Below are 19,548 nucleotides of genomic sequence, written 5' to 3'. Positions count from 1 at the left end.
ATTTTCAATTTCGCAGGCTCAATCATTCGCGTATTTGATCCTTCTAAATTATCGGTTCTTAGTGATTGAAAGGAAATTTAGCTAAAAATCTTTTTATTGACCTTCTACTGACAAAAAAATATGGCTGACCCTTGACAGTCAGCCATATATATTCGTCGTACCGATGCTTTAAATGATAACGGCCCGGATAAGCAAATTAAACATCCACACGGGCATACTTGGCGTTCTTTTCGATGAACTCCCGGCGTGGGGCCACCTCGTCGCCCATAAGCATCGAGAACAAGTGGTCAGCTTCAGCAGCGGATTCAATACTTACCTGTTTGAGACTGCGGTGTTCGGGGTTCATGGTAGTTTGCCAAAGTTGCTCGGCGTTCATTTCACCCAATCCTTTGTACCGTTGGGTATTTACCGATTCCTCACGGCCATTGCCAAGTTCCAGCACGGCGGCTTCACGCTGTGCTTCGTCCCAGCAGTAACGCTCCTCTTTCCCTTTCTTGATTAAATAAAGGGGTGGCTGAGCGATGTAAATGTAGCCCATCTCGATCAGCACCTTCATGTACCGGAAAAAGAATGTCAGGATCAGGGTACGAATGTGGCTGCCGTCGATGTCGGCGTCGGTCATGATGATGATCTTGTGGTAACGAAGCTTTTCAATGTTCAGCGCCCGCTCGTCGTCCACCATGCCAATCTGTACACCCATTGCGGTGAACATATTCTTGATCTCTTCATTTTCGTAGATCCGGTATTCCTGCGCTTTTTCCACATTCAGGATTTTACCCCGCAGTGGCAAGATTGCCTGGAAAGCCCGGTTGCGGCCCTGCTTGGCAGTACCACCTGCCGAGTCTCCCTCCACCAGGTACAATTCGCACTGCTTGGGATCTGTCTCGGAACAGTCAGCCAGTTTGCCGGGCAATCCGGTGCCGGTAAGGACGTTCTTGCGCTGAACCATTTCGCGGGCCTTGCGGGCGGCAATGCGGGCCTTGGCAGCCAGCAACACTTTGTCCACGATGGTGCGGGCTTCTTTGGGGTGTTCGTTGAGGTAGTTGTCCAGCATTTCGGAAACTACCTGACTCACGGCTCCGGCTACGTCAGAGTTGCCCAGTTTGGTTTTGGTTTGTCCCTCAAACTGCGGCTCCTGCACTTTCACTGAAATAACGGCTGTCAGTCCCTCGCGAAAGTCATCGCCACTTACTTCAACCTTTTCTTTGGCCAGAATCCCTGACTTATCAGCGTAGCTTTTCAAGGTCCGGGTCAAAGCTGCCCGGAAACCAGATACGTGCGTACCGCCCTCGATGGTGTTGATATTATTGACGTACGAAACCACGTTCTCGCTGTACGAGGTGTTGTACATCATCGATACCTCCACCGGCACAGCCCCTTTGTCACTATCCATGTGAATCGGTTCCGGAATCAGCGGCTGCCGGGTATTGTCGAGATAAGTAACAAATTCAACCAGGCCACCCTCCGAATAAAACTCATCGTATTTCGGTTTGCCTTCATCGTCCAGGTCGCGCATATCCGTGAGCGTCAGACGCAATTTTTTATTCAGGAAAGAAAGCTCCCGCAATCGCGTCGCCACCGTTTCATACTTGAACTCAGTGACGGTGAATATAGAGTCGTCGGGCTTGAAGTGAATGAAAGTACCCGTATCGCTGGCATCACCGATAGCACGAACCGGATACTGAGGTATACCCTTCTTGTACTCCTGCTCGAAAACCTGGCCCTCGCGATGTACCTCGGCCCTTAAATCAACGGACAGGGCGTTGACGCAGGATACCCCCACACCGTGCAAACCACCCGAAACCTTATACGTGTCTTTGTCAAACTTACCACCGGCATGCAGCACGGTCATTACCACTTCCAGCGCCGAGCGTTTTTCTTTCGTGTGAATTCCCGTAGGGATACCACGACCGTTGTCCCGTACGGTGATGGATTCATCTTCTTCTATTATAACATGAATGGTGTCGCAGTAGCCTGCCATCGCTTCATCGATGGAGTTGTCCACTACCTCCCAGATCAAATGGTGTAAGCCCTTAAAACCGGTGTCGCCGATATACATCGCCGGGCGTTTACGCACAGCTTCCAGTCCTTCAAGGACCTGGATATTTTCGGCTGAATAATTATTTAATGCCAGTGTTGCTTCGTTAGCCATGAATTTTGTTTTACGCTACAATTATTGGTGCCCGCCGAAGCGGTTATTTTGAACGTGTAAAGATACCATTTTTTCCTCGTTTTGCCTAGCCCAAGCGATCCAAACTATGTCGAATGAAATGATTCCTGAAAACAGCAATGATATCCTCGCATTGGCGAAAAATCAAGACGTTCACAGCAGTTTTATTGAACGCTCGTTGTCAATATTCAGCCGATATCTTGACATCAGCAGAGAATCCCTGAATTGGTATCCAATTCGGTAGGTGCCCGAAGGCAGGTTGTCACTAAAAAATCGAGTGGAAATTTCCGGTTTCCGGAGTCTCTGTTCGGTCAACATTTTACGATAGCCATTTCGTCCCCGGTAAAAAGGAACCATCATTGCCGGGCCAGCTTCCGGAATGAGGCACAGGAAAGGGATTTCACCGGAGAAATTTTTATCCACAAAGACAATCTCTTTTTCAAAAGTCTTCCCACTAGCGTCCGCAGTTGGGTTCTCCACTAGCTCAACGCCCAGCACAATGCTGCTATCCATGGCAGTCCTTAAAGTAGTTGAAGCGGGTAAGCTCAGCGTGGGGCGACAAATCCCACGTGCAAGGGCGGACGAATACACATCACGAATGTTGTGATTGAAAGAAGGCTGGTACTCCAGAAAAGTTTGGTAGTTGAGCCAGTTGACATAATCGGCGGTAAGCCAGTCGCGACGGTACTCAAGATCACTGACATAATTCAGATGGGAGACCAGGTTGAAAAGTACCGCGCCTATGCTCCAGGAAATGGCCCATCCTTTCGCAGCGAGCCGATAAAATACAGCCAGCCCCACCAGGTAGAACCAGGCGGTAAGGTAGGGGGAGTAGTGGGCATAACGGGGCGGAATATCAAGGTCTGGCGAGGACCAGCTTCTTGACACTGCCACCAGCAGGGCGGTGATGCTTAGGAATAATAAGTTTCCGAGCAGTAGTTTGTCGAAATAACTCAGCGATACATTGAAACGGTAGTGCGCATAAACCCGGGGAATACCATACCAGGCAATTCCCCCAAAGACTAGAATACCCAGAGATACGGAAGGCACAAATCCAACGCCAAGCACTTCGGCAGCGGAACCAAAAAATGCAAAAAAGTAGCCGAACATCTGAACCGGATGAGTCAGGCTTTGCAGAAAGTCGGCATTCTGGCCCTTCTCAAATCCGTAAAAATAAAAGACGGCCGTACTCAGGCAAACCGCCAGCCATATCCACAGCCATTTCCACTCCTTGTAAAGGACAAGAAAAGCCACTCCTACGGCGACGCCAAAAATCCCATTTCCGTGAGTGAAGGTACCAATCAGAAAAATGAATATGGCAAGCAGAAAACGGCGATTGACGAAAGAATACACCAACCACGCTAACAAAAAAACAATGACAGACTGCTGCAGCACACTGATGCTCCAATTGTAGTTGTCATAATAGGCGGGTTGGAATAGTAGCCAGGGAACGGGAAGGAAGTACCAAAGACTGAGTTTGAGGGTTCGGAAGGCGTCCCAGAGAAAGTAGAGGACCGTACACCACAACAGATTCCCAAACACCATCAACACCGGCCAATCGATATGCCCCTCCAACTGGTAGTTTAGCCAGGTAAAGAGGCGCGGGATCAGTATCCGGTGTTCGTTATGCTGCTGGACGAGTAGCTTGAATTTCTCCGCGATAGAATCCGTTTCCTGCCCCCAGACAATTGTTTTCAGCAAGTGGAAATCGTCCGCAAAGAACAGGGTCCCGGAATAGTGGTAGACAAGAAATAACAGGAGTACAGCTGGAAGTAAAATAAGCACCCAGGCGGAGAGCTTTGCAACAGACTTCATGGTAGTGCGGGAAAGCCTTTCTTTGTGAGCAATTGGATCAAAATGGCAAAGCCAAAAATTCGTAATGCCAAACTGAGAAAGAGAAAAGAGCCGCCAAAAAGATTAGTCTTCTGGAAAGGGAACAAAAACGAAGCCTGCGAAATCGGCCTGAATAACGAACAGGCAACAATACTCCTCCGGATTCTTGTAATTTTCAATAAATAACTCGACAGATTCCTGACCAATCAGATTTCGATCCACAAATTCCTGCAAATAGGAGGCCTGGTAGTTCCAGCGATTGCCCATTGACTCACGTTCAAAGAGCAACACACCTATTCCGGAGGGTTCCTTGGAGACGGCGAAAACCGGATGTTCGGAGAAGCCACGCTTACGAATCTGATAGGAAGCTTCTTTCAGCTGGTCGGCCACTTTCACAAAGTCCTGAGAAATCATGCCAAGAAGTTTTCGGTTCACTTCCGGAGAGTTGGCATCGTCCATCAGGACATTTTCATTACTGTGATTTATCATGATTGGGCTTTAAAATATTTTCCTTTCGGGCCGATTGTCAGACCTTATGCGGTGTTTTAATTAAGATAATACGTATCCGCGCTACCCTTGACCGATTCGCCCTCAACCTACAAAACTACATTCTCGCCGCCAGCAGCAGCGTAAGATCCTTATACCGCATCCCGAATTTTCGGGCGATATAGGCATTGGTGAGCGTTCCATTATGACTGTACACTCCTTTCATAAACCAACGGTTGGCATAAATCATTTCTTCAATCCCGCCGATTGTGCCGGTTTTCAACAAAAATGGCAAGAAAATATTACTCAGCGCCGTACTGGCAGTATGGGCCACCCGTGAGGCAATATTGGGCACGCAATAATGCAAAACGTCACTATAATGGTAGACGGGGTCTTTATGGGTAGTCATACGCGAGGTCTCAAAACAGCCTCCCTGATCGATGCTTACGTCCACAATGACGGAATTCGGCTTCATCCGCCCCACCATTTCTTCGGTCACTACACAGGGGCTGAGGCCATCCTCTGCCCGCATGGCACCGATCACCACGTCAGCGCGGGCGATGGCCTCTGTCAGAGTGTCAGAGTCAATGATGGAAGTGTAGAGATTCTGACCGACTGAGTATTTCAACCGTTGCAGCCGGTATATGTGGTTGTCAAATACCTTGATGTCGGCTCCCACCCCCATAGCGGCCCGGGTGGCGTACTCTGCCACTGTTCCGGCTCCCAGAATCACCACTTTGGTCGGTGGAACGCCCGTTATGCCGCCCAGGATAATTCCCTTGCCTTGGTTAGAATTACTCAAATATTCAGCGGCGATAAGCAGCACAGTGCTACCTGCAATCTCGCTCATGGCCCGAACGATGGGCAAGCCACCGCTCTGGTCCTCGATAAATTCGTAGCCAATCGCGGTGATTTTCTTTTGATTGAGCTTATCAAAATAGCTCTTATCCAGGGAGGGCAAATTGAGGGTCGAAATAAGGGTCGCTCCTGCTTTGATCATCTCAAACTCCTTATCCACCAAGGGCTCTATTTTGAGAATCAAGTCTGCCTGAAAGACCTCTTTGGCCGAATACACGATTTTGGCACCTGCCTCACTATATTCATGATCGGAGTACTTGGCCTCTTTTCCGGCGTCTTTTTCGACCCAGACCTCATGACCGTTCCGCACCAGGACGGCCACGCCATCGGGTGTGAGGGCAATGCGGTTTTCCTGCAAAGCCACTTCACAAGGCAAACCGATCAGCAGCGAATTACCGTCTTTTTTTACTTCAAGAAGCGACTCTTTGGGGTATAACGCCGACTGCTTGGCCAGTTGCTCGAATCCGGTAACTTGAGGCATGGTTGATTATGGATTTGTGAATGACGGTGCGGCGCAGGCTTAACGAGAAAAGAAAATAATCAATGCCAGTGGCAGATTTATTGAGTTGCAAGAAGGACTTTTGCCTTAATCGATCTCTTACCATCGACCTGGCTCTCCATCTGCACGCTAAAAAATTTTGGCGGCCAAAGGGACTCAATTTTTTCAGGCCACTCAACAAAACAATAATTTCCTGAATAAAGGTACTCTTCTGCGCCGATATCGAAGGCTTCGTTCTCGTTTTTCAGACGATAAAAATCAAAATGATAAACTGGTTTCCCGACGCTATCATCATATTCATTAACGATTGAAAACGTGGGACTCTGCACGATGCGCTTTACGCCCAATCGTTCGCATACCTTCTTGATCAAGGTCGTCTTTCCCACACCCATTTCACCAAAAAAAAGCCACACTGGAACTTCCTTGCCCAATTCCATGAGATCGCTGACTACGCGGTCAAGTTCAGACAAGTCTGAGTATTGAATCAAGGCAATCCGGTCTTTCATCACGCAAAGGTAGTTCTAGCGTGGCTATTTGGCAACGCGGAACAGATTTACTGCCGTTTGTCTTTTCATAAGTACTAATGATCCACTGAACTTAAACCTTCCACTCTTTCTTCATTGGCCTTTTGAGCAGGTCGTTTGCTTCTTTGTCATTTTCGAATCTTTCCTTGACAGGATCCCAACGCAACGATTTGCCCAGACGGTAGGCAATATTCCCGATATTGCAGACGGTGGCCGTCCGGTGCCCAATCTCCACATCACATATCGGCTTTTTGCGCGACTTGATAGCATCCATGAAATCCTTGTAATGGTTCTCACTTACGTACACCTTGTAATCGCCCTCAGCGAAAGATTTATCAGCCAGACTTTCAGGGGTAGTTTTGATTTTTTTCCGGGTTACCCATACATCGCCTTCGCTACCAAAGAATTGGCAATAGTTGCCATTTTTAGAATCGTGGGTCATCTCGATTCCGTTGGCGTATTTATAAATCAAACCGTCGCTCATACCAGGTCCCGGCGCAATCACCTCCACAGGTCCACTATCGTCCATTCCCAGACCCCACTGAGCTATATCGAACATATGTGCCCCCCAATCTGTCATTCCGCCCCCACCAAATTCATCGATATACCGCCACTCCGGCCAGAATTTCGCATCCAGAGTCGGGGCAAGCCTGTTGCTGTAAGGTCGTTCGATGGTGTTCGGCCCCATCCAGGTGGCCCAATCGAGTCCTGAGGGAGTCGATTCCGCTTCTAGATCCCAAGGCCGAGGTGGCCCACCATTTCCCACCACTACCCGCTTCACTTCCCCAATGGCACCACTTTGTACAAGTTGGACTGCCTGCCTGAATTCGGGCCAGGAACGTTGCATACTCCCGGTCTGAAACACCCGCTTATGCTTCCGGGTGGCATTCACCATCGCGCGTCCTTCCTGAACGGTAAGGGACAGAGGTTTTTCGCAATAGATATCTTTACCCGCCTCAGCGGCCTTTACCGCCGCGGCAGCGTGCCAGTGGTCAGGGAGGGCAATAACCACGGCATCCACGTCCTTCCGGGCGAGCAGTTCGCGAAAATCACCATACCCTGTTATACCTTTATAGCTGGCTTTATCAGCCTTATCGGCGTACCACTTTTCCACGTTGTCGGTAAAAGTTTGCAACTTATCCTTATACACATCGGAAGCGCCGACAATCTGGGCGCCATTGGTCAGGAAATTCCCCCGCAATCCGCCACTTTGTTTGCCACAGCCGATAAAGCCCATTGTTATTTTGTCGCTGGGCGCCAAAAAACCCGGTCCGCCAATGACGTGGCGCGGCACGATCATAAAAGTAGAAAGCACAGCTCCTGCCTTCAAAAAGTCCCTTCTTTTTACGTTCTTGACAGTTTTCATATAGAATTGGAAAAATTTGGTCGGAAAATTGAATTCATTTTTCATTAAAAAGACGCTTGTGGGCATCTTTACTTATTCTCCGGACAGTTCTACTTTTGTTTAATTCCTTAATCATCGGGCGGCGAATCGCTCAATTACTATCAAAATAATGAAAACGTTAAACGTCGGCCTCATCGGCTTCGGACTTTCAGGTCGCTACTTCCACGCACCTTTCCTATCGGTAAACCCTCGATTCAAATTAAAAACCGTTGTAGAACGCTCCAAAAACGAAGCGCAGGACTTTGACCCCGCCATTGGCAATGCCCGGTCCGTCGAGGAAATGCTGTCCGACCCGGAGATCGATTTGGTATTTATCTGCACCCCAAACGACACCCACTTCTCCTACGCGATGGACGCGCTGGAAAATGGCAAGCACGTAGTAATCGAGAAACCCTTCGCCAATACTGAATCTGAGGCAAAGCAGTTGTTTGAGGTTGCGGAACGGAATGGGCTAGTCGCTACGGCCTACCAGAATCGCCGCTGGGATTCTGATTTCCTTACTATCCAGAAACTGATCCGGGAGAATAAGTTAGGTAAAATCGTGGAATACGAAAGCCGCTACGACCGCTTCAGGCCAGAAGTACTTGCCAACACCTGGAAGGAAAAGCAGGCCGATGGTAGTGGTAACGTATACAACCTCGGCCCTCATTTGCTCGACCAGGCCTTTGTTCTGTTCGGAGATCCTCAGACGGTCACTGCGACCATCAGCACGGTCCGGGAGGGGGGTGATGTCGACGACTATTTCGATATCCGCCTGGGCTACGACGACAAATTTGTCATCGTCAAATCAAGTCTGATGGTTTATGAAAACAGTCTGCGCTACGCAATACATGGTACCAAGGGTACTTTTATCAAACGCGGACTTGACGCTCAGGAAGAAACCCTCCGGCGGGATGTACTACCCAATACGGAGAACTGGGGCGCAGAACCGGAAGACCGTTGGGGAACATTGTATAGCGAGGAGGACACTGGCATCGTGTGTAGCCTGAATGGGGATTACATGGCTTTTTACGATTCGATATATGACGCAATAGTGGATGGCAAGGAACTGGCTGTCAAGCCGGCCGAAATTCTGCGAACGACGCGCGTCATTGATCTGGCCTTCGAAAGCAACGAGCGGCAGACTACCATCAGCTACTGAACAGAAAGCGGATATTTAGTGTAAATTTGCTTTCCTATGGGAACCTCATATTTCCTTATCGTCCTCTTCTTCGTTCAGTACATCCGCAAGACGCTGGGTACAAAGGAAACGCATCCGCATTGGGATCAGATATTGATCTATTCCCGGTTTACGGCCATTTTTTTGATGTGCGGCCCCTGGGTATTTGACTACGATGCGGCATTCGGCTGGTTCTGGCATATTTTCATGCTGGCATTTGTAGGCGTTATTTACACCCGCTACGAATTCAAATCCGTTCGCTCGCTGATGATGTCGGTTATTCCGCTCATTGTCATCGGCGTGTTGGGCGACGTAACCTCTCTGGTGTCGAAATCCTTCTACGACAATTACAATGAGTACTTTGACATGTTCAAGGTGTTCGCCATTATTTGGGTAGTTGCGATGTGGTACCAGAACCGCAGACAGCAAAAACAATTGGCTGCCGAGCGGCTTCAACGACTCGAAGAAGAAAAACAAAACCAGCTGATGCAGGCCCGTAAGGCCGAACTCGAAGTTCTGGTCGCGGAGCGAACGAATGAGATTACCCGCCAGAAGGAGGAGCTGGTCATTGCCCTTGATCATCTCAAAACTACCCAGGGCCAACTGGTCCAGTCCGAAAAAATGGCTTCGCTGGGGGAACTGACGGCGGGTATCGCCCACGAGATTCAGAATCCACTCAATTTTGTCAACAACTTTGCTGAGGTAAACACTGAGTTAATCCAGGAACTGAAAGAAGAACAGGAAAAAGGTGATCCCGACCATGAGCTGGTTGAGGAAATTCTGCGTGATCTGGCCGATAACATGGAGAAGATGGTGTACCACGGCAAGCGCGCCGACTCCATTGTGAAAGGCATGCTGATGCATTCCCGAACAGGGACCGGCGAGAAAGAGAGTGTGGACGTAAATGCGTTGGCCGACGAATACATGCGCCTGGCGTATCATGGCCTGCGGGCCAAGGATAAATCTTTTAATGCCACACTGGAAAAAGATTTCGATCCGGAAGTTATCGTGGCCCGAGTGATGCCGCAGGACTTCGGGCGGGTTTTGTTAAATATTTTCAACAATGCTTTTTATGCAGTGTCCCAGCGGGCCAGGCAAGAGGGCGAAGAATATCGCCCTACCGTTTGGCTAAGTTCAAAACTGGAAAACGGGACGGTTGAAATCAGAATAAAAGACAACGGTACGGGAATTCCTGATGAAGTTCGGGCCAAAATATTTGAACCTTTCTATACAACCAAACCTACCGGACAAGGGACGGGGCTTGGATTATCGCTTAGCTACGACATCATTCACAATGGTCATGGCGGTAGATTGGAAGTTGAGAGCGAACAAGGTTCGCATACGCTGTTTATCGTCAGGATTCCGGTTAACTAAGCACTATTGAGAGGTATTTCCCTCCATGCGATTGAACTATATAGAGTTATGGAAAATACTACCGATGCACACGCCAAAATATTGGTCGTAGATGATGAAAGAGACATAAAGTCTCTATTTGAAATGAAATTCCGGCGAGAAATCCGAAAAGGTGAACTCGCCTTTTCCTTTGCTTTTTCGGGAGAGGAAGCGTTGGACTACATGAAAGGTCACGCTTCAGAAATAATATTGATCCTCTCGGACATTAATATGCCGGGCATGAGCGGAATTGAGCTGTTAAAGCGAATCCGGGTACAACACCCGTCACCCAACCCCAAAGTGATGATGGTGACCGCGTACAACGACGACGATTATTATCAACAGGCGATTACGAATGGGGCCAATGATTTTTTGACAAAACCTATTGATTTCTCTCAACTTAAAGAAAAACTGCAAAGCCTATGACCACTAAAATATTGGTTGTGGACGACGAAACGGATTTGCAATCATTGATTAAACAAAAGTTCCGGCGCGAAATACGTGAACAGAAATACGAGTTCGCATTTGCTTTCGACGGCGAGGACGCTCTCGAAAAGTTGAAAGAGCAGCCCGATATCCATCTCGTGCTGAGCGACATCAACATGCCTAAAATGGACGGGCTGACGTTGCTGTTAAAGCTTCACGACCTTAGTCCGATGATCAAGGCGGTAATCGTGTCGGCCTATGGGGATATGGAAAAAATCCGAACCGCCATGAACAGGGGCGCTTTTGACTTTGTCACCAAACCGGTAGACTTCAAGGACCTTGGACTGACGATCGAAAAAACGATCGATCATATACAGCAACTGAAAAGGACGCTCGATGCCATAAAAGAAAATAACATTCTTAAAATGTACGTGGATCGCAATGTCCTCGATTTTATGAGTGGCAGCGAATACGAAAATGTGATCACCGCCAACGAGACGGTGGTGGCTACCGTGGTGTTCATCGATATATGCGGCTTCACGGCCATCTCGGAAAAAGTCGCTCCGGATGTGGTGGTAAGGCTCATCAATAAATACTTTGACGTGATGGTGGGCGAGATCATCAACCAGGATGGTTACGTCGACAAGTTTATGGGTGACGCCATCATGGCTGTTTTCCGCGACGAATTCCATCTGGATCGGGCCATCGAAGCTTCGCTCGCGGTACGTTCAAAAATCGCCGAAATTGAAGAAGAAATCACCGCCGAGCTCACCTACCTGCCAGAGGTAGCCATCGGAATCAATTCAGGAGAGATGATAAGTGGCAACATTGGTTCGGCGAAGCTTCGGAGGCTCGATTACACCGTCATTGGGGACACCGTCAACATCGCCCAGCGTTTTCAGTCAATCGCTAATCCCAGCCAGATAATTATCAGCGAAGAGGCATTTCATCAGGTAAAAGAATCGTTTATTTGCGCCGAAGTCGGTACAGTAGATTTGAAAAATAAGGCTTTGCCGGTCATGGTTTACGAAGTGGTGGAATAACCAGGTTGAGAAAACGCCTCGATTTAGTACCCCGCCAGGGCCGACTCATTACTTTCATTTTCTTCAATTGAAACATCTTTTAAGATGCTTTCGTTGAAAATGCGTCCCCTATACCTGTTTCACAAATCCATCAGATTAAATTATATCAGTCAATAAAAGCTAACAGCAGAGAGCTGATCGCCAGATATGAAGAATTTCGCCCTAGTTTTCCTATTAAGTATTACCACCCTTTTTGCCCAGGTACCTGACACTTTTCAGTGGCTACCTGATGGCAGTGGCTATCGTGACGTAACACAGACCGGCACCATTGAGCAGGTGACCTTGCCTGCCCGGACTAGTAAGACGCTGGTATCCAAGGAGCAGTTAACGCCGAAGGGAGAAACTGATGCCCTCAAAATCAGGAGTTATGCCATTTCAGAAGATGGTAACAAAGTACTGATCTACACAAATTCCAAGCGTGTTTGGCGGTATGACACCAGGGGTGATTATTGGTTGCTTGACAAATCGAGTAATTCCCTTACCCAAATTGGCAAAAACAGGCCCGAGTCGTCACTAATGTTTGCCAAGGTCTCGCCCGACGGGCAGAAAGTGGCCTACGTGAGTGAGCACAATATTTATGTGGATGACCTCAAATCGGGTCAAACCAAGGCCCTGACACAAGATGGAACAGACCGGATTATCAATGGTACTTTCGACTGGGTGTATGAGGAAGAGTTTGATTGTCGTGATGGTTTTCGATGGAGTCCCGATAGCAAATCCATTGCTTACTGGCAGCTCGATGCCCGAAAAATTCGCAATTTTCTGATGATCGACAATACCGATTCCATCTACGCCTTCACTGTGCCGGTTGAGTACCCAAAAGTAGGTGAGACACCCTCTCCTTATCGCATCGGAGTAGTGGATGTGTCTTCAGCCAAAACGAAATGGATGGATATTCCCGGTGATCCGCAAAACACCTATGTACCGCGTATGGAGTATGCGGGTAACCCTCAGGAGTTGGTGATCCAGCAGCTCAATCGCAAGCAAAATGAAAGCAAGTTGATGTACCTCGATACAAAATCGGGCAAGGCTTCGCCGTTTTTTTCGGAGACAGACCAGGCCTGGATCGACATCAAAAGCCGCTGGACGGATGGTCCCGACGGCTGGGACTGGCTCAATGGCGGCAAGGAATTTCTGTGGGTGAGTGAAAAAGACGGTTGGCGCCACACGTACCGCATGAGTCGGGATGGCAAGAAAGAAACGCTTATTACAAAGGGGGAATATGACATGATCAGCCCCGTGCTGATCGATGAGAAAAATAACGCCTACTATTTCATGGCTTCCCCGGAAAATTCCACGCAATCATATCTTTATAAAACTACCCTTGACGGGTCAGGAAAGGCAACGCGCGTTTCGCCGGCTGACCAAATAGGGACGCACCGGTATGACCTTGCCCCAGGTGGGACTTTTGCAAAGCATACGTTTTCTAACGCCCGAACCTACCCGATTACCGAGTGGATCACGGTGAAAGATCAGGTTTCGCTTGATCCCAGCATGAGTGTCGATAAGGGTATAAAAGCCGCACAGCGAGGAGATGCTCTGAATATCGAATTCTTCAAACTAAAAACGCAGGACGGAGTGGAGGTTGACGCCTGGATGGTAAAGCCAACGAATTTTGATCCAAAAAAGAAGTACCCGATTGTATTCACAGTATATGGCGAGCCTGCCGGAAGTCAGGTAATGGACCGGTTCGGTACCGGACGCAATCGCCTGTATATGGGAAACATGGCCAACGATGGGTACATTTACGCCGCAGTGGACAACCGCGGAACCCCTATGCCAAAGGGCAGAGAGTGGCGGAAAGCCATCTACCGCAGCATCGGCACGATCAACATCCGGGATATGGCCATGGGTGCAAAAGCGATGTTCGAAAAATATCCCTTCATCGACACCGACCGCGTGGCTGTACATGGATGGAGTGGGGGCGGCTCCTCTACGTTGAACTTATTGTTCCAATATCCGGAAATGTTCCAAACGGGCATTGCCGTGGCAGCGGTGGCCAACCAATTGACTTACGATAATATTTATCAGGAGCGTTACATGGGGCTTCCCCAGGAAAACCGGGAGGATTTTGTAAAAGGCTCACCCATAACCCACGCTAAAAATCTGGTTGGTAATCTGCTCTATATTCATGGCACAGGGGACGACAATGTCCACTATCAAAACGCCGAGATGCTGGTAAACGAATTGGTGAAGCATAATCGGCAGTTTCAGTTCATGGCCTACCCGAACCGTTCCCATGGCATTTACGAAGGGGAAGGAACCAGCCGGCATTTGGCAACACTTTTCACAAAATTTTTAAAGGAAAACTGTCCTCCCGGTGAAAAAGCATCCGGCAGTAATCCCTCCGGAAGCGCCAAAGTATCGTCAGGTTCCAACTAGGCAGTCATCAATCCAGACAATTGCTACTTGAAAAATCTCACCGTCATTTTTTGTCTGTTATCTGCTCTTTGTGCTTCGGCGCAAACCGCGATGATGAATACTACCCGGGATCAGATCAACCTCAACGGAATGAGAATTCCGACAAACGGTACTTTGTGGGGAGTCGCTTCCGGCGATAAAGGTGAGACGGTGGGAAACACCTATTTGGATACGACCTGGGCCAAAGGGAATCTGAAACTTTATGAGCCTGTCCTGCCGGTAGGTGGGCAATCTGTGGATACTTTGACTGGCTTGGCGCTGCGTTATAACGTGTATTTTGACGAAATAGAAATCCTCATGAACACCTATAATGACGTTAAAGCATTACAGGGCGGAAAGGTCAGGGCTTTCTCACTCGAAGAAAACGGAATACCTGTAACTTTCGTGAATACAAAAATGTATGAGGCGGAAAAGGTTCCGACAGGCTTCTACGAGATTCTGACCTCTGGAAAAATTACCTTGGCATCTCACCATAAGACACTAATAAAAAAGCCAACTTATAATGCTGCCTTTGAAGTAGGGAGCAAAGACACGGAAATTATGATGCAAGAGGATTTTTACGCCCTGCAAAAAGGTAAAGCCCGGAAAATAAAACCAAATAAGAAAGGTATTCTCGACCTCATGAAAGACAAATCAAAACAGATCGAGGCCTTTCTGAAAATAAATGATCTCGACTTAAAGGAGCGCGGTAACCTGACCACGTTGTTCGAGCGATACAATAGTCTTTGAGCGTCATGCACGCAAACTGTTAACTAGTCTTTTGACGCCCCGTTGACTTAAACAGGTTGATTGGGACAGGCAGGTTAACCTATTAACTTTTTCACACTCAATTTATAAGATGGAATCTAAAAGGCAACAGAAAGTAGGCCGACAAATTCAGAAAGATCTCGGCGATATATTTCAGAAGGAAGCACAGCACCTCATCAACGGTTCATTGGTGACGGTGACCGGAGTCCGAATGACACCCGACCTGGGGATTGCCCGCGCGTACCTGAGCTTTCTACCCGAAAAAAATAAATCGGTCGTATTCGAAAGTATTCTTGAGAATACGAAGTTTATCCGCCAGAAACTTGGCGAGCGCGTGAGGCATCAATTGCGCATAGTGCCTGATCTGGAATTTTACTTGGATGACACTGCCGAATACGCGGCAAAGATGGACGCCCTGTTCGCAGACATCGTAATTCCGCCCGCCGAGGACGAAGACAAAAGCGAATAACCCACCCGATTGAGGCGCATGAATTTATCCTTTCGGATTGCCAGGCGATATTTTTTTTCGCACAACAAGCGAAGTTTTATCAGCATTATCGCCCTCATAGCCATGATTGGCGTGGGCGTGGGTACGATGGCAATGGTCGTGGTACTTTCAGTGTTTAATGGAATGGAGGATCTGAACCGTCAGATTTTCAAGACCTTTGACGCCGACATAAATGTGACACCTGTGGAAGGGCGACGTTTCGTTCTTAAAGATGGTGTCTTACAAAAAATCAAAAATACTGCAGGTGTAGCGTTTGTCACGCAGGTCATTGAGGACAATGCCCTGGCCCGATACCGGGACAATCAAATGGTGGTCCGGCTGAAAGGCGTGGATAGTACTTATGAACGGCGAGGTCAACTTGACACCGCGATGACCGAAGGGGTTTTACGATTGAAAGGAGAAAATGGCACGCCATTCGCCGTGGTGGCCGACGGAGTCCGAAGCTCGCTTCTGATTTCAATGAATGACCCTTTGTCGGCCATCGAGCTATGGTATCCGCGTAATGACCGTCGTACATTGAGTCTCACCTCACCGGATGCCTTCGATCAGGTGACGGTTCGACCGGGTGGTACTTTTTTCATCGAAAGTCGCTACGACGATTTTGTTATCGCGCCATTGTCAACAGTCGCATCGCTTCTGCAATACGGCAAGCAACTTACTTCCCTGGAGGTGCAACTTCAGCCCGAGGCAAATCTGGAGTCTGTTCAGGTCCAATTGGAAAAGCTTTTGGGAAATTCATTTCTCATAAAAAATAGGGACGAACAAAACGCAGACCTGCTAAGGGCAATTCGGGTCGAAAAATTATTTGTCACTATTACGCTGGCATTTATCATCTTGGTGGCGGCGATTAACATATTCTTTTCGTTGAGTATGCTGGCTATTGAAAAAAAGGAAGATGTTCGCATGCTTTTCGCGCTTGGAGCTACCACCCTACTAGTGCGGAGAATTTTCCTGTCAGTTGGCGGAATAGTCGCACTCACCGGAGCGGTGCTGGGACTGATTTTTGGAGTAGCATTGTGCTGGGCCCAGCAGAAATATGGACTGGTTTCGATGGGGATGGTTAGCTCCCTTGTGGACGCATATCCGATAAAGCTGGTCTGGAGCGATGTACTGCTTACTGCTTTCATTATCGTTTTGATAACAATTGCCGTTTCTTATATCCCGGCGAGACGAGCTGCTCAGGGGGTAGATACGTCGCAGATTGGATAATTTTTGCAATTTTGGTACTTGTTATAAGGTAGTTTGGATTGCTTTCGTGTAGCAAAGAAATTAAAAGTTGAGTCATGCATCTGGTATGATTCATAAAGAAATATGATCACTATGAATTTTTTGAAATATACATTCAAAAGCAGACTTGTATGCCTGGTATGCTTCGCACTATTTGCGATTACAAATGCTGACGCGGCTCCGATGGGCATTGGGCATAATCTCTTTGCACCTGAAAACATAATCGCAAAGGATACCGCGCGCCGTGCGCCGGGGGTAGTGACAAAAGCAGGAGCTTACCGCCCAACGAGAACGCTACTGAACGACATTATACATACCCGCTTGGACTTACGGTTTGACTGGCTGCGGAAACAAGTAATCGGCACAGCTCTCATTACGTTCAAACCTTATTTTTACCCCCAGAATCTGCTTGTATTGGATGCAAAAGGGTTTGATATTCAGGGAATTTACCAGCTGGATACCCTGTCACGGCTGGATACCTTGAATAATAAAGTGATCAAAGAATCCAAGCGCGGGCGGCTAGAGTATGCTTATGATCGTAAGCAACTGACAATTCGTTTGCCCCGCTCGTACAATCGTAATGAAAAGGTATATGTACAGGTCGACTATGTGGCGAAGCCCAATGAACTGCCACGGGATATTCTGGGCGATCACCCCGAGGAAAAAGGGCTGTACTTCATAAACGCTGACGGGATGGACGAGGGGAAGCCTCAGCAAATCTGGACTCAGGGCGAGACCCAGTATAATTCGACCTGGTTCCCAACGGTGGATAGTCCAAATGAAAAGATGTTGCAGGATTTTTACCTGACTGTCGATACCACCTACCAGACTTTGTCCAATGGAAAGCTCATAAGTGACTTCAGCAACGGAGACGGCACCCGTACCGACCATTGGCGCCAATCGCTTCCTCACGCGCCTTATCTGGCGATGATCGCCATCGGCAAATACGCAGTCACCAAGGAGGTTATGGCCAATGGGCTGGAAGTAAGCTATTATGTGGAGCCAAAATACGCCAACGATGCCAAAGCAATCTTTGGGCGCACGCCTGAGATGGTTGCATTTTTCTCAAATGTCTACGGAGTGCCTTATCCATGGGAAAAGTACGCCCAGATTGCCGTGCGCGATTTTGTGGCTGGGGCCATGGAAAACACCACTGCTACGGTTCACGAACAGGGAATTCAGGCAGACACCAGGGCGCTGGTGGATGGTAACTCAGATGACGTAATCGCCCACGAACTGGCTCATCATTGGTTTGGCAACCTGGTCACAAGTGAAGAATGGGGGCAGCTGGCTTTAAATGAATCCTTTGCCAACTACGCCGAATACCTTTGGGCGGAAAACTACACTGGGACTGCGGCCGCCGATTGGAAGAATTTGCAGGAATTGAAACAATACCTGGGGGAAGCCGACCAGAAGAAAGTACCAATCGTCCGATATTTTTATAAGGACAAGGAGGATATGTTCGACAGCCACTCCTACTCCAAAGGCGGTAGGGTACTTCATATGCTGCGCAAGCTGGTAGGCGATGATGCTTTCTTCGAATCCTTACAGGTTTATTTGAAGAAAAATCAATTCGGTACAGCCGAAATCGCCGACCTCCGCATGGCATTCGAGCAGGTGACCGGCCAGGATCTGAATTGGTTTTTCGACCAGTGGTTTCTTACGGCCGGTCATCCGGTGCTTAAAGTCGAACAGGACTACACGGGCGCAGACAAAACGGTCAGATTGAAAATAACCCAGTTGCAGGATACGCTGGCCTCAACGGTATATCGCCTTCCGCTCAAGGTGGATGTGTGGGTGGATAGTGTCAAAACACGCTACAATGTAGTTATTGATCAGGCAAAGCAGACGCTCGAATTTCCCGCCAAGTACAAGCCCGAGCTCGTGATCCTGGATGGCGAAACACAACTCCTTGGCACCATTGATATGGACCGAAACCGTAACGAGTGGATTTACCAGTTTTACCATGCGGACAAATTCCTGTTAAGATATGATGCCTTGACACATTTGGAAGGACAACTCAGCGATCCTGAAATAAGGAAACTGATGTTTGCGGCAATGTCTGATCCTTTCTGGAAGATCAGGCAAGTGGCGGTGGCTAACTTTTCAGCCTATGACGGCCCCGAATTCGCCGAAGCGGAGCGACTCCTGCAAAGCCACGCTCGCACTGACCCCAACTCTCAGGTTCGGACCGAAGCCATTTTGACCTTGGCTTCTTTCGGTGACGACGCCAATATGCAAATCTTCCGTGAAGCACTCGATGACACTTCTTATTTGGTAGTATCAGTGGCGCTTGATGCCTTCCTGATGCGAAAGCCGGAGGATGCGGCCGACGTTGCCAAGCGCTTTGAAAACTCCAAGAACGATGCCATCGTGGCATCGGTAGGCAACTATTACGCGGGATTCGCCACCCCAGAACGATATAGCTGGTTTCTCAATAAGATGGAGGATATGAATCCCTCGGATCGCTATAATTTCTTGCAGGTGTTCGGCAAGTACCTTATCAAATCACCCCCAGATGTTCAACGCCGCAGCATCCCGGTTCTGGAAAGCATGGCAAGGAATAATCCCGCCTATTTCGTTCGCTTTGGTGCCTATCAGGTACTTGGGCTACTTACCGACATTCAGGGGGTCTCTGCCATTAGAAAGGACATCCGTGGAAACGAGCGCGATCCGAAGTTGAAGGAAATGTACAGTCAGATTGGCGAACTGTAGCATTGGATCATGGTTCGCGAAAGATGACATTTCTTTTCGAGAGAAAAATCCTTTCTCATAGTCTTCCCCCACAGTTTTGATAAAGTTTCCAACCTT

Annotated in this window: 15 protein-coding genes; 9 read left to right on the top strand and 6 right to left on the bottom strand. The window is 48.4% G+C overall.

What is annotated here, in order from left to right:
• Window positions 1-196 precede the first annotated feature (196 nt).
• From gyrB to IE117_RS20175, 6 genes are all read right to left on the bottom strand, one after another.
• Window positions 197-2,152: a DNA topoisomerase (ATP-hydrolyzing) subunit B gene (gene gyrB / locus IE117_RS20200; protein ID WP_189566522.1), complete on the bottom strand. Its 1,956-nt coding sequence runs from the start codon at window positions 2,150-2,152 to the stop codon at window positions 197-199.
• Between the two features lie 171 nt (window positions 2,153-2,323).
• Complete coding sequence (locus tag IE117_RS20195; RefSeq protein ID WP_189566520.1) at window positions 2,324-3,985, bottom strand: hypothetical protein; 1,662 nt, start codon at window positions 3,983-3,985, stop codon at window positions 2,324-2,326.
• A 102-nt stretch (window positions 3,986-4,087) separates the two neighbouring features.
• A complete protein-coding gene (locus tag IE117_RS20190) occupies window positions 4,088-4,492 on the bottom strand; it encodes a hypothetical protein (RefSeq protein WP_189566518.1) in 405 nt (134 codons plus the stop codon).
• Window positions 4,493-4,607: 115 nt separating this feature from the next.
• Entirely contained in the window at window positions 4,608-5,828 is a 1,221-nt protein-coding gene (locus IE117_RS20185; protein ID WP_189566516.1) for an alanine dehydrogenase, read from the bottom strand.
• Window positions 5,829-5,905: 77 nt separating this feature from the next.
• The gene (gene tsaE, locus IE117_RS20180) at window positions 5,906-6,352 is read right to left on the bottom strand and encodes a tRNA (adenosine(37)-N6)-threonylcarbamoyltransferase complex ATPase subunit type 1 TsaE (protein WP_189566514.1); all 447 of its coding nucleotides are present in this window, start codon (window positions 6,350-6,352) and stop codon (window positions 5,906-5,908) included.
• Between the two features lie 91 nt (window positions 6,353-6,443).
• Complete coding sequence (locus IE117_RS20175; RefSeq protein WP_189566504.1) at window positions 6,444-7,736, bottom strand: Gfo/Idh/MocA family protein; 1,293 nt, start codon at window positions 7,734-7,736, stop codon at window positions 6,444-6,446.
• Between the two features lie 148 nt (window positions 7,737-7,884).
• Between IE117_RS20175 and IE117_RS20170 the strand changes: the two genes are divergently transcribed.
• From IE117_RS20170 to IE117_RS20130, 9 genes are all read left to right on the top strand, one after another.
• Window positions 7,885-8,916 carry a Gfo/Idh/MocA family oxidoreductase gene (locus IE117_RS20170; protein WP_189566502.1) on the top strand — a complete coding sequence of 344 codons (1,032 nt, stop codon included), beginning with the start codon at window positions 7,885-7,887 and terminating at the stop codon, window positions 8,914-8,916.
• Between the two features lie 36 nt (window positions 8,917-8,952).
• Window positions 8,953-10,308 carry a sensor histidine kinase gene (locus IE117_RS20165; protein WP_189566500.1) on the top strand — a complete coding sequence of 452 codons (1,356 nt, stop codon included), beginning with the start codon at window positions 8,953-8,955 and terminating at the stop codon, window positions 10,306-10,308.
• Window positions 10,309-10,356: 48 nt separating this feature from the next.
• Entirely contained in the window at window positions 10,357-10,752 is a 396-nt protein-coding gene (locus IE117_RS20160) for a response regulator (RefSeq protein ID WP_189566498.1), read from the top strand.
• Window positions 10,749-11,795: an adenylate/guanylate cyclase domain-containing response regulator gene (locus IE117_RS20155; RefSeq protein WP_189566497.1), complete on the top strand. Its 1,047-nt coding sequence runs from the start codon at window positions 10,749-10,751 to the stop codon at window positions 11,793-11,795. The genes IE117_RS20160 and IE117_RS20155 overlap by 4 nt, the downstream gene beginning before the upstream one ends.
• 186 nt (window positions 11,796-11,981) lie before the next feature.
• On the top strand, window positions 11,982-14,216 hold the full coding sequence (locus tag IE117_RS20150; RefSeq protein WP_189566495.1) for a S9 family peptidase: 2,235 nt from the start codon (window positions 11,982-11,984) through the stop codon (window positions 14,214-14,216).
• Between the two features lie 90 nt (window positions 14,217-14,306).
• Window positions 14,307-14,984: a hypothetical protein gene (locus IE117_RS20145; protein WP_189566493.1), complete on the top strand. Its 678-nt coding sequence runs from the start codon at window positions 14,307-14,309 to the stop codon at window positions 14,982-14,984.
• A gap of 109 nt (window positions 14,985-15,093) precedes the next feature.
• Entirely contained in the window at window positions 15,094-15,471 is a 378-nt protein-coding gene (gene rbfA / locus IE117_RS20140; RefSeq protein WP_189566491.1) for a 30S ribosome-binding factor RbfA, read from the top strand.
• 18 nt (window positions 15,472-15,489) lie between these two features.
• The gene (locus IE117_RS20135; protein ID WP_189566489.1) at window positions 15,490-16,719 is read left to right on the top strand and encodes an FtsX-like permease family protein; all 1,230 of its coding nucleotides are present in this window, start codon (window positions 15,490-15,492) and stop codon (window positions 16,717-16,719) included.
• 111 nt (window positions 16,720-16,830) lie between these two features.
• Complete coding sequence (locus IE117_RS20130; protein ID WP_229581193.1) at window positions 16,831-19,452, top strand: M1 family metallopeptidase; 2,622 nt, start codon at window positions 16,831-16,833, stop codon at window positions 19,450-19,452.
• Window positions 19,453-19,548 lie beyond the last annotated feature (96 nt).

Origin of the sequence: Persicitalea jodogahamensis, from assembly GCF_014651615.1 — a bacterium.
GTDB classification, from domain to species: domain Bacteria; phylum Bacteroidota; class Bacteroidia; order Cytophagales; family Spirosomataceae; genus Persicitalea; species Persicitalea jodogahamensis.
The sequence above is the reverse complement of the archived record's forward strand: the minus strand, read 5'-3'. Positions and strand labels throughout refer to the sequence as shown.

What these genes read in the sequence shown, in the direction of transcription:
- IE117_RS20145 (WP_189566493.1), top strand. Translation starts at nt 14,307, where the DNA reads ATGATGAATACTACCCGGGATCAGATCAACCTCAACGGAATGAGAATT.
- tsaE (WP_189566514.1), bottom strand. Translation starts at nt 6,352, where the DNA reads ATGAAAGACCGGATTGCCTTGATTCAATACTCAGACTTGTCTGAACTT.
- IE117_RS20130 (WP_229581193.1), top strand. Translation starts at nt 16,831, where the DNA reads ATGAATTTTTTGAAATATACATTCAAAAGCAGACTTGTATGCCTGGTA.
- IE117_RS20190 (WP_189566518.1), bottom strand. Translation starts at nt 4,492, where the DNA reads ATGATAAATCACAGTAATGAAAATGTCCTGATGGACGATGCCAACTCT.
- IE117_RS20160 (WP_189566498.1), top strand. Translation starts at nt 10,357, where the DNA reads ATGGAAAATACTACCGATGCACACGCCAAAATATTGGTCGTAGATGAT.
- IE117_RS20155 (WP_189566497.1), top strand. Translation starts at nt 10,749, where the DNA reads ATGACCACTAAAATATTGGTTGTGGACGACGAAACGGATTTGCAATCA.
- IE117_RS20135 (WP_189566489.1), top strand. Translation starts at nt 15,490, where the DNA reads ATGAATTTATCCTTTCGGATTGCCAGGCGATATTTTTTTTCGCACAAC.
- IE117_RS20185 (WP_189566516.1), bottom strand. Translation starts at nt 5,828, where the DNA reads ATGCCTCAAGTTACCGGATTCGAGCAACTGGCCAAGCAGTCGGCGTTA.
- gyrB (WP_189566522.1), bottom strand. Translation starts at nt 2,152, where the DNA reads ATGGCTAACGAAGCAACACTGGCATTAAATAATTATTCAGCCGAAAAT.
- IE117_RS20195 (WP_189566520.1), bottom strand. Translation starts at nt 3,985, where the DNA reads ATGAAGTCTGTTGCAAAGCTCTCCGCCTGGGTGCTTATTTTACTTCCA.
- IE117_RS20150 (WP_189566495.1), top strand. Translation starts at nt 11,982, where the DNA reads ATGAAGAATTTCGCCCTAGTTTTCCTATTAAGTATTACCACCCTTTTT.
- IE117_RS20170 (WP_189566502.1), top strand. Translation starts at nt 7,885, where the DNA reads ATGAAAACGTTAAACGTCGGCCTCATCGGCTTCGGACTTTCAGGTCGC.
- IE117_RS20175 (WP_189566504.1), bottom strand. Translation starts at nt 7,736, where the DNA reads ATGAAAACTGTCAAGAACGTAAAAAGAAGGGACTTTTTGAAGGCAGGA.
- rbfA (WP_189566491.1), top strand. Translation starts at nt 15,094, where the DNA reads ATGGAATCTAAAAGGCAACAGAAAGTAGGCCGACAAATTCAGAAAGAT.
- IE117_RS20165 (WP_189566500.1), top strand. Translation starts at nt 8,953, where the DNA reads ATGGGAACCTCATATTTCCTTATCGTCCTCTTCTTCGTTCAGTACATC.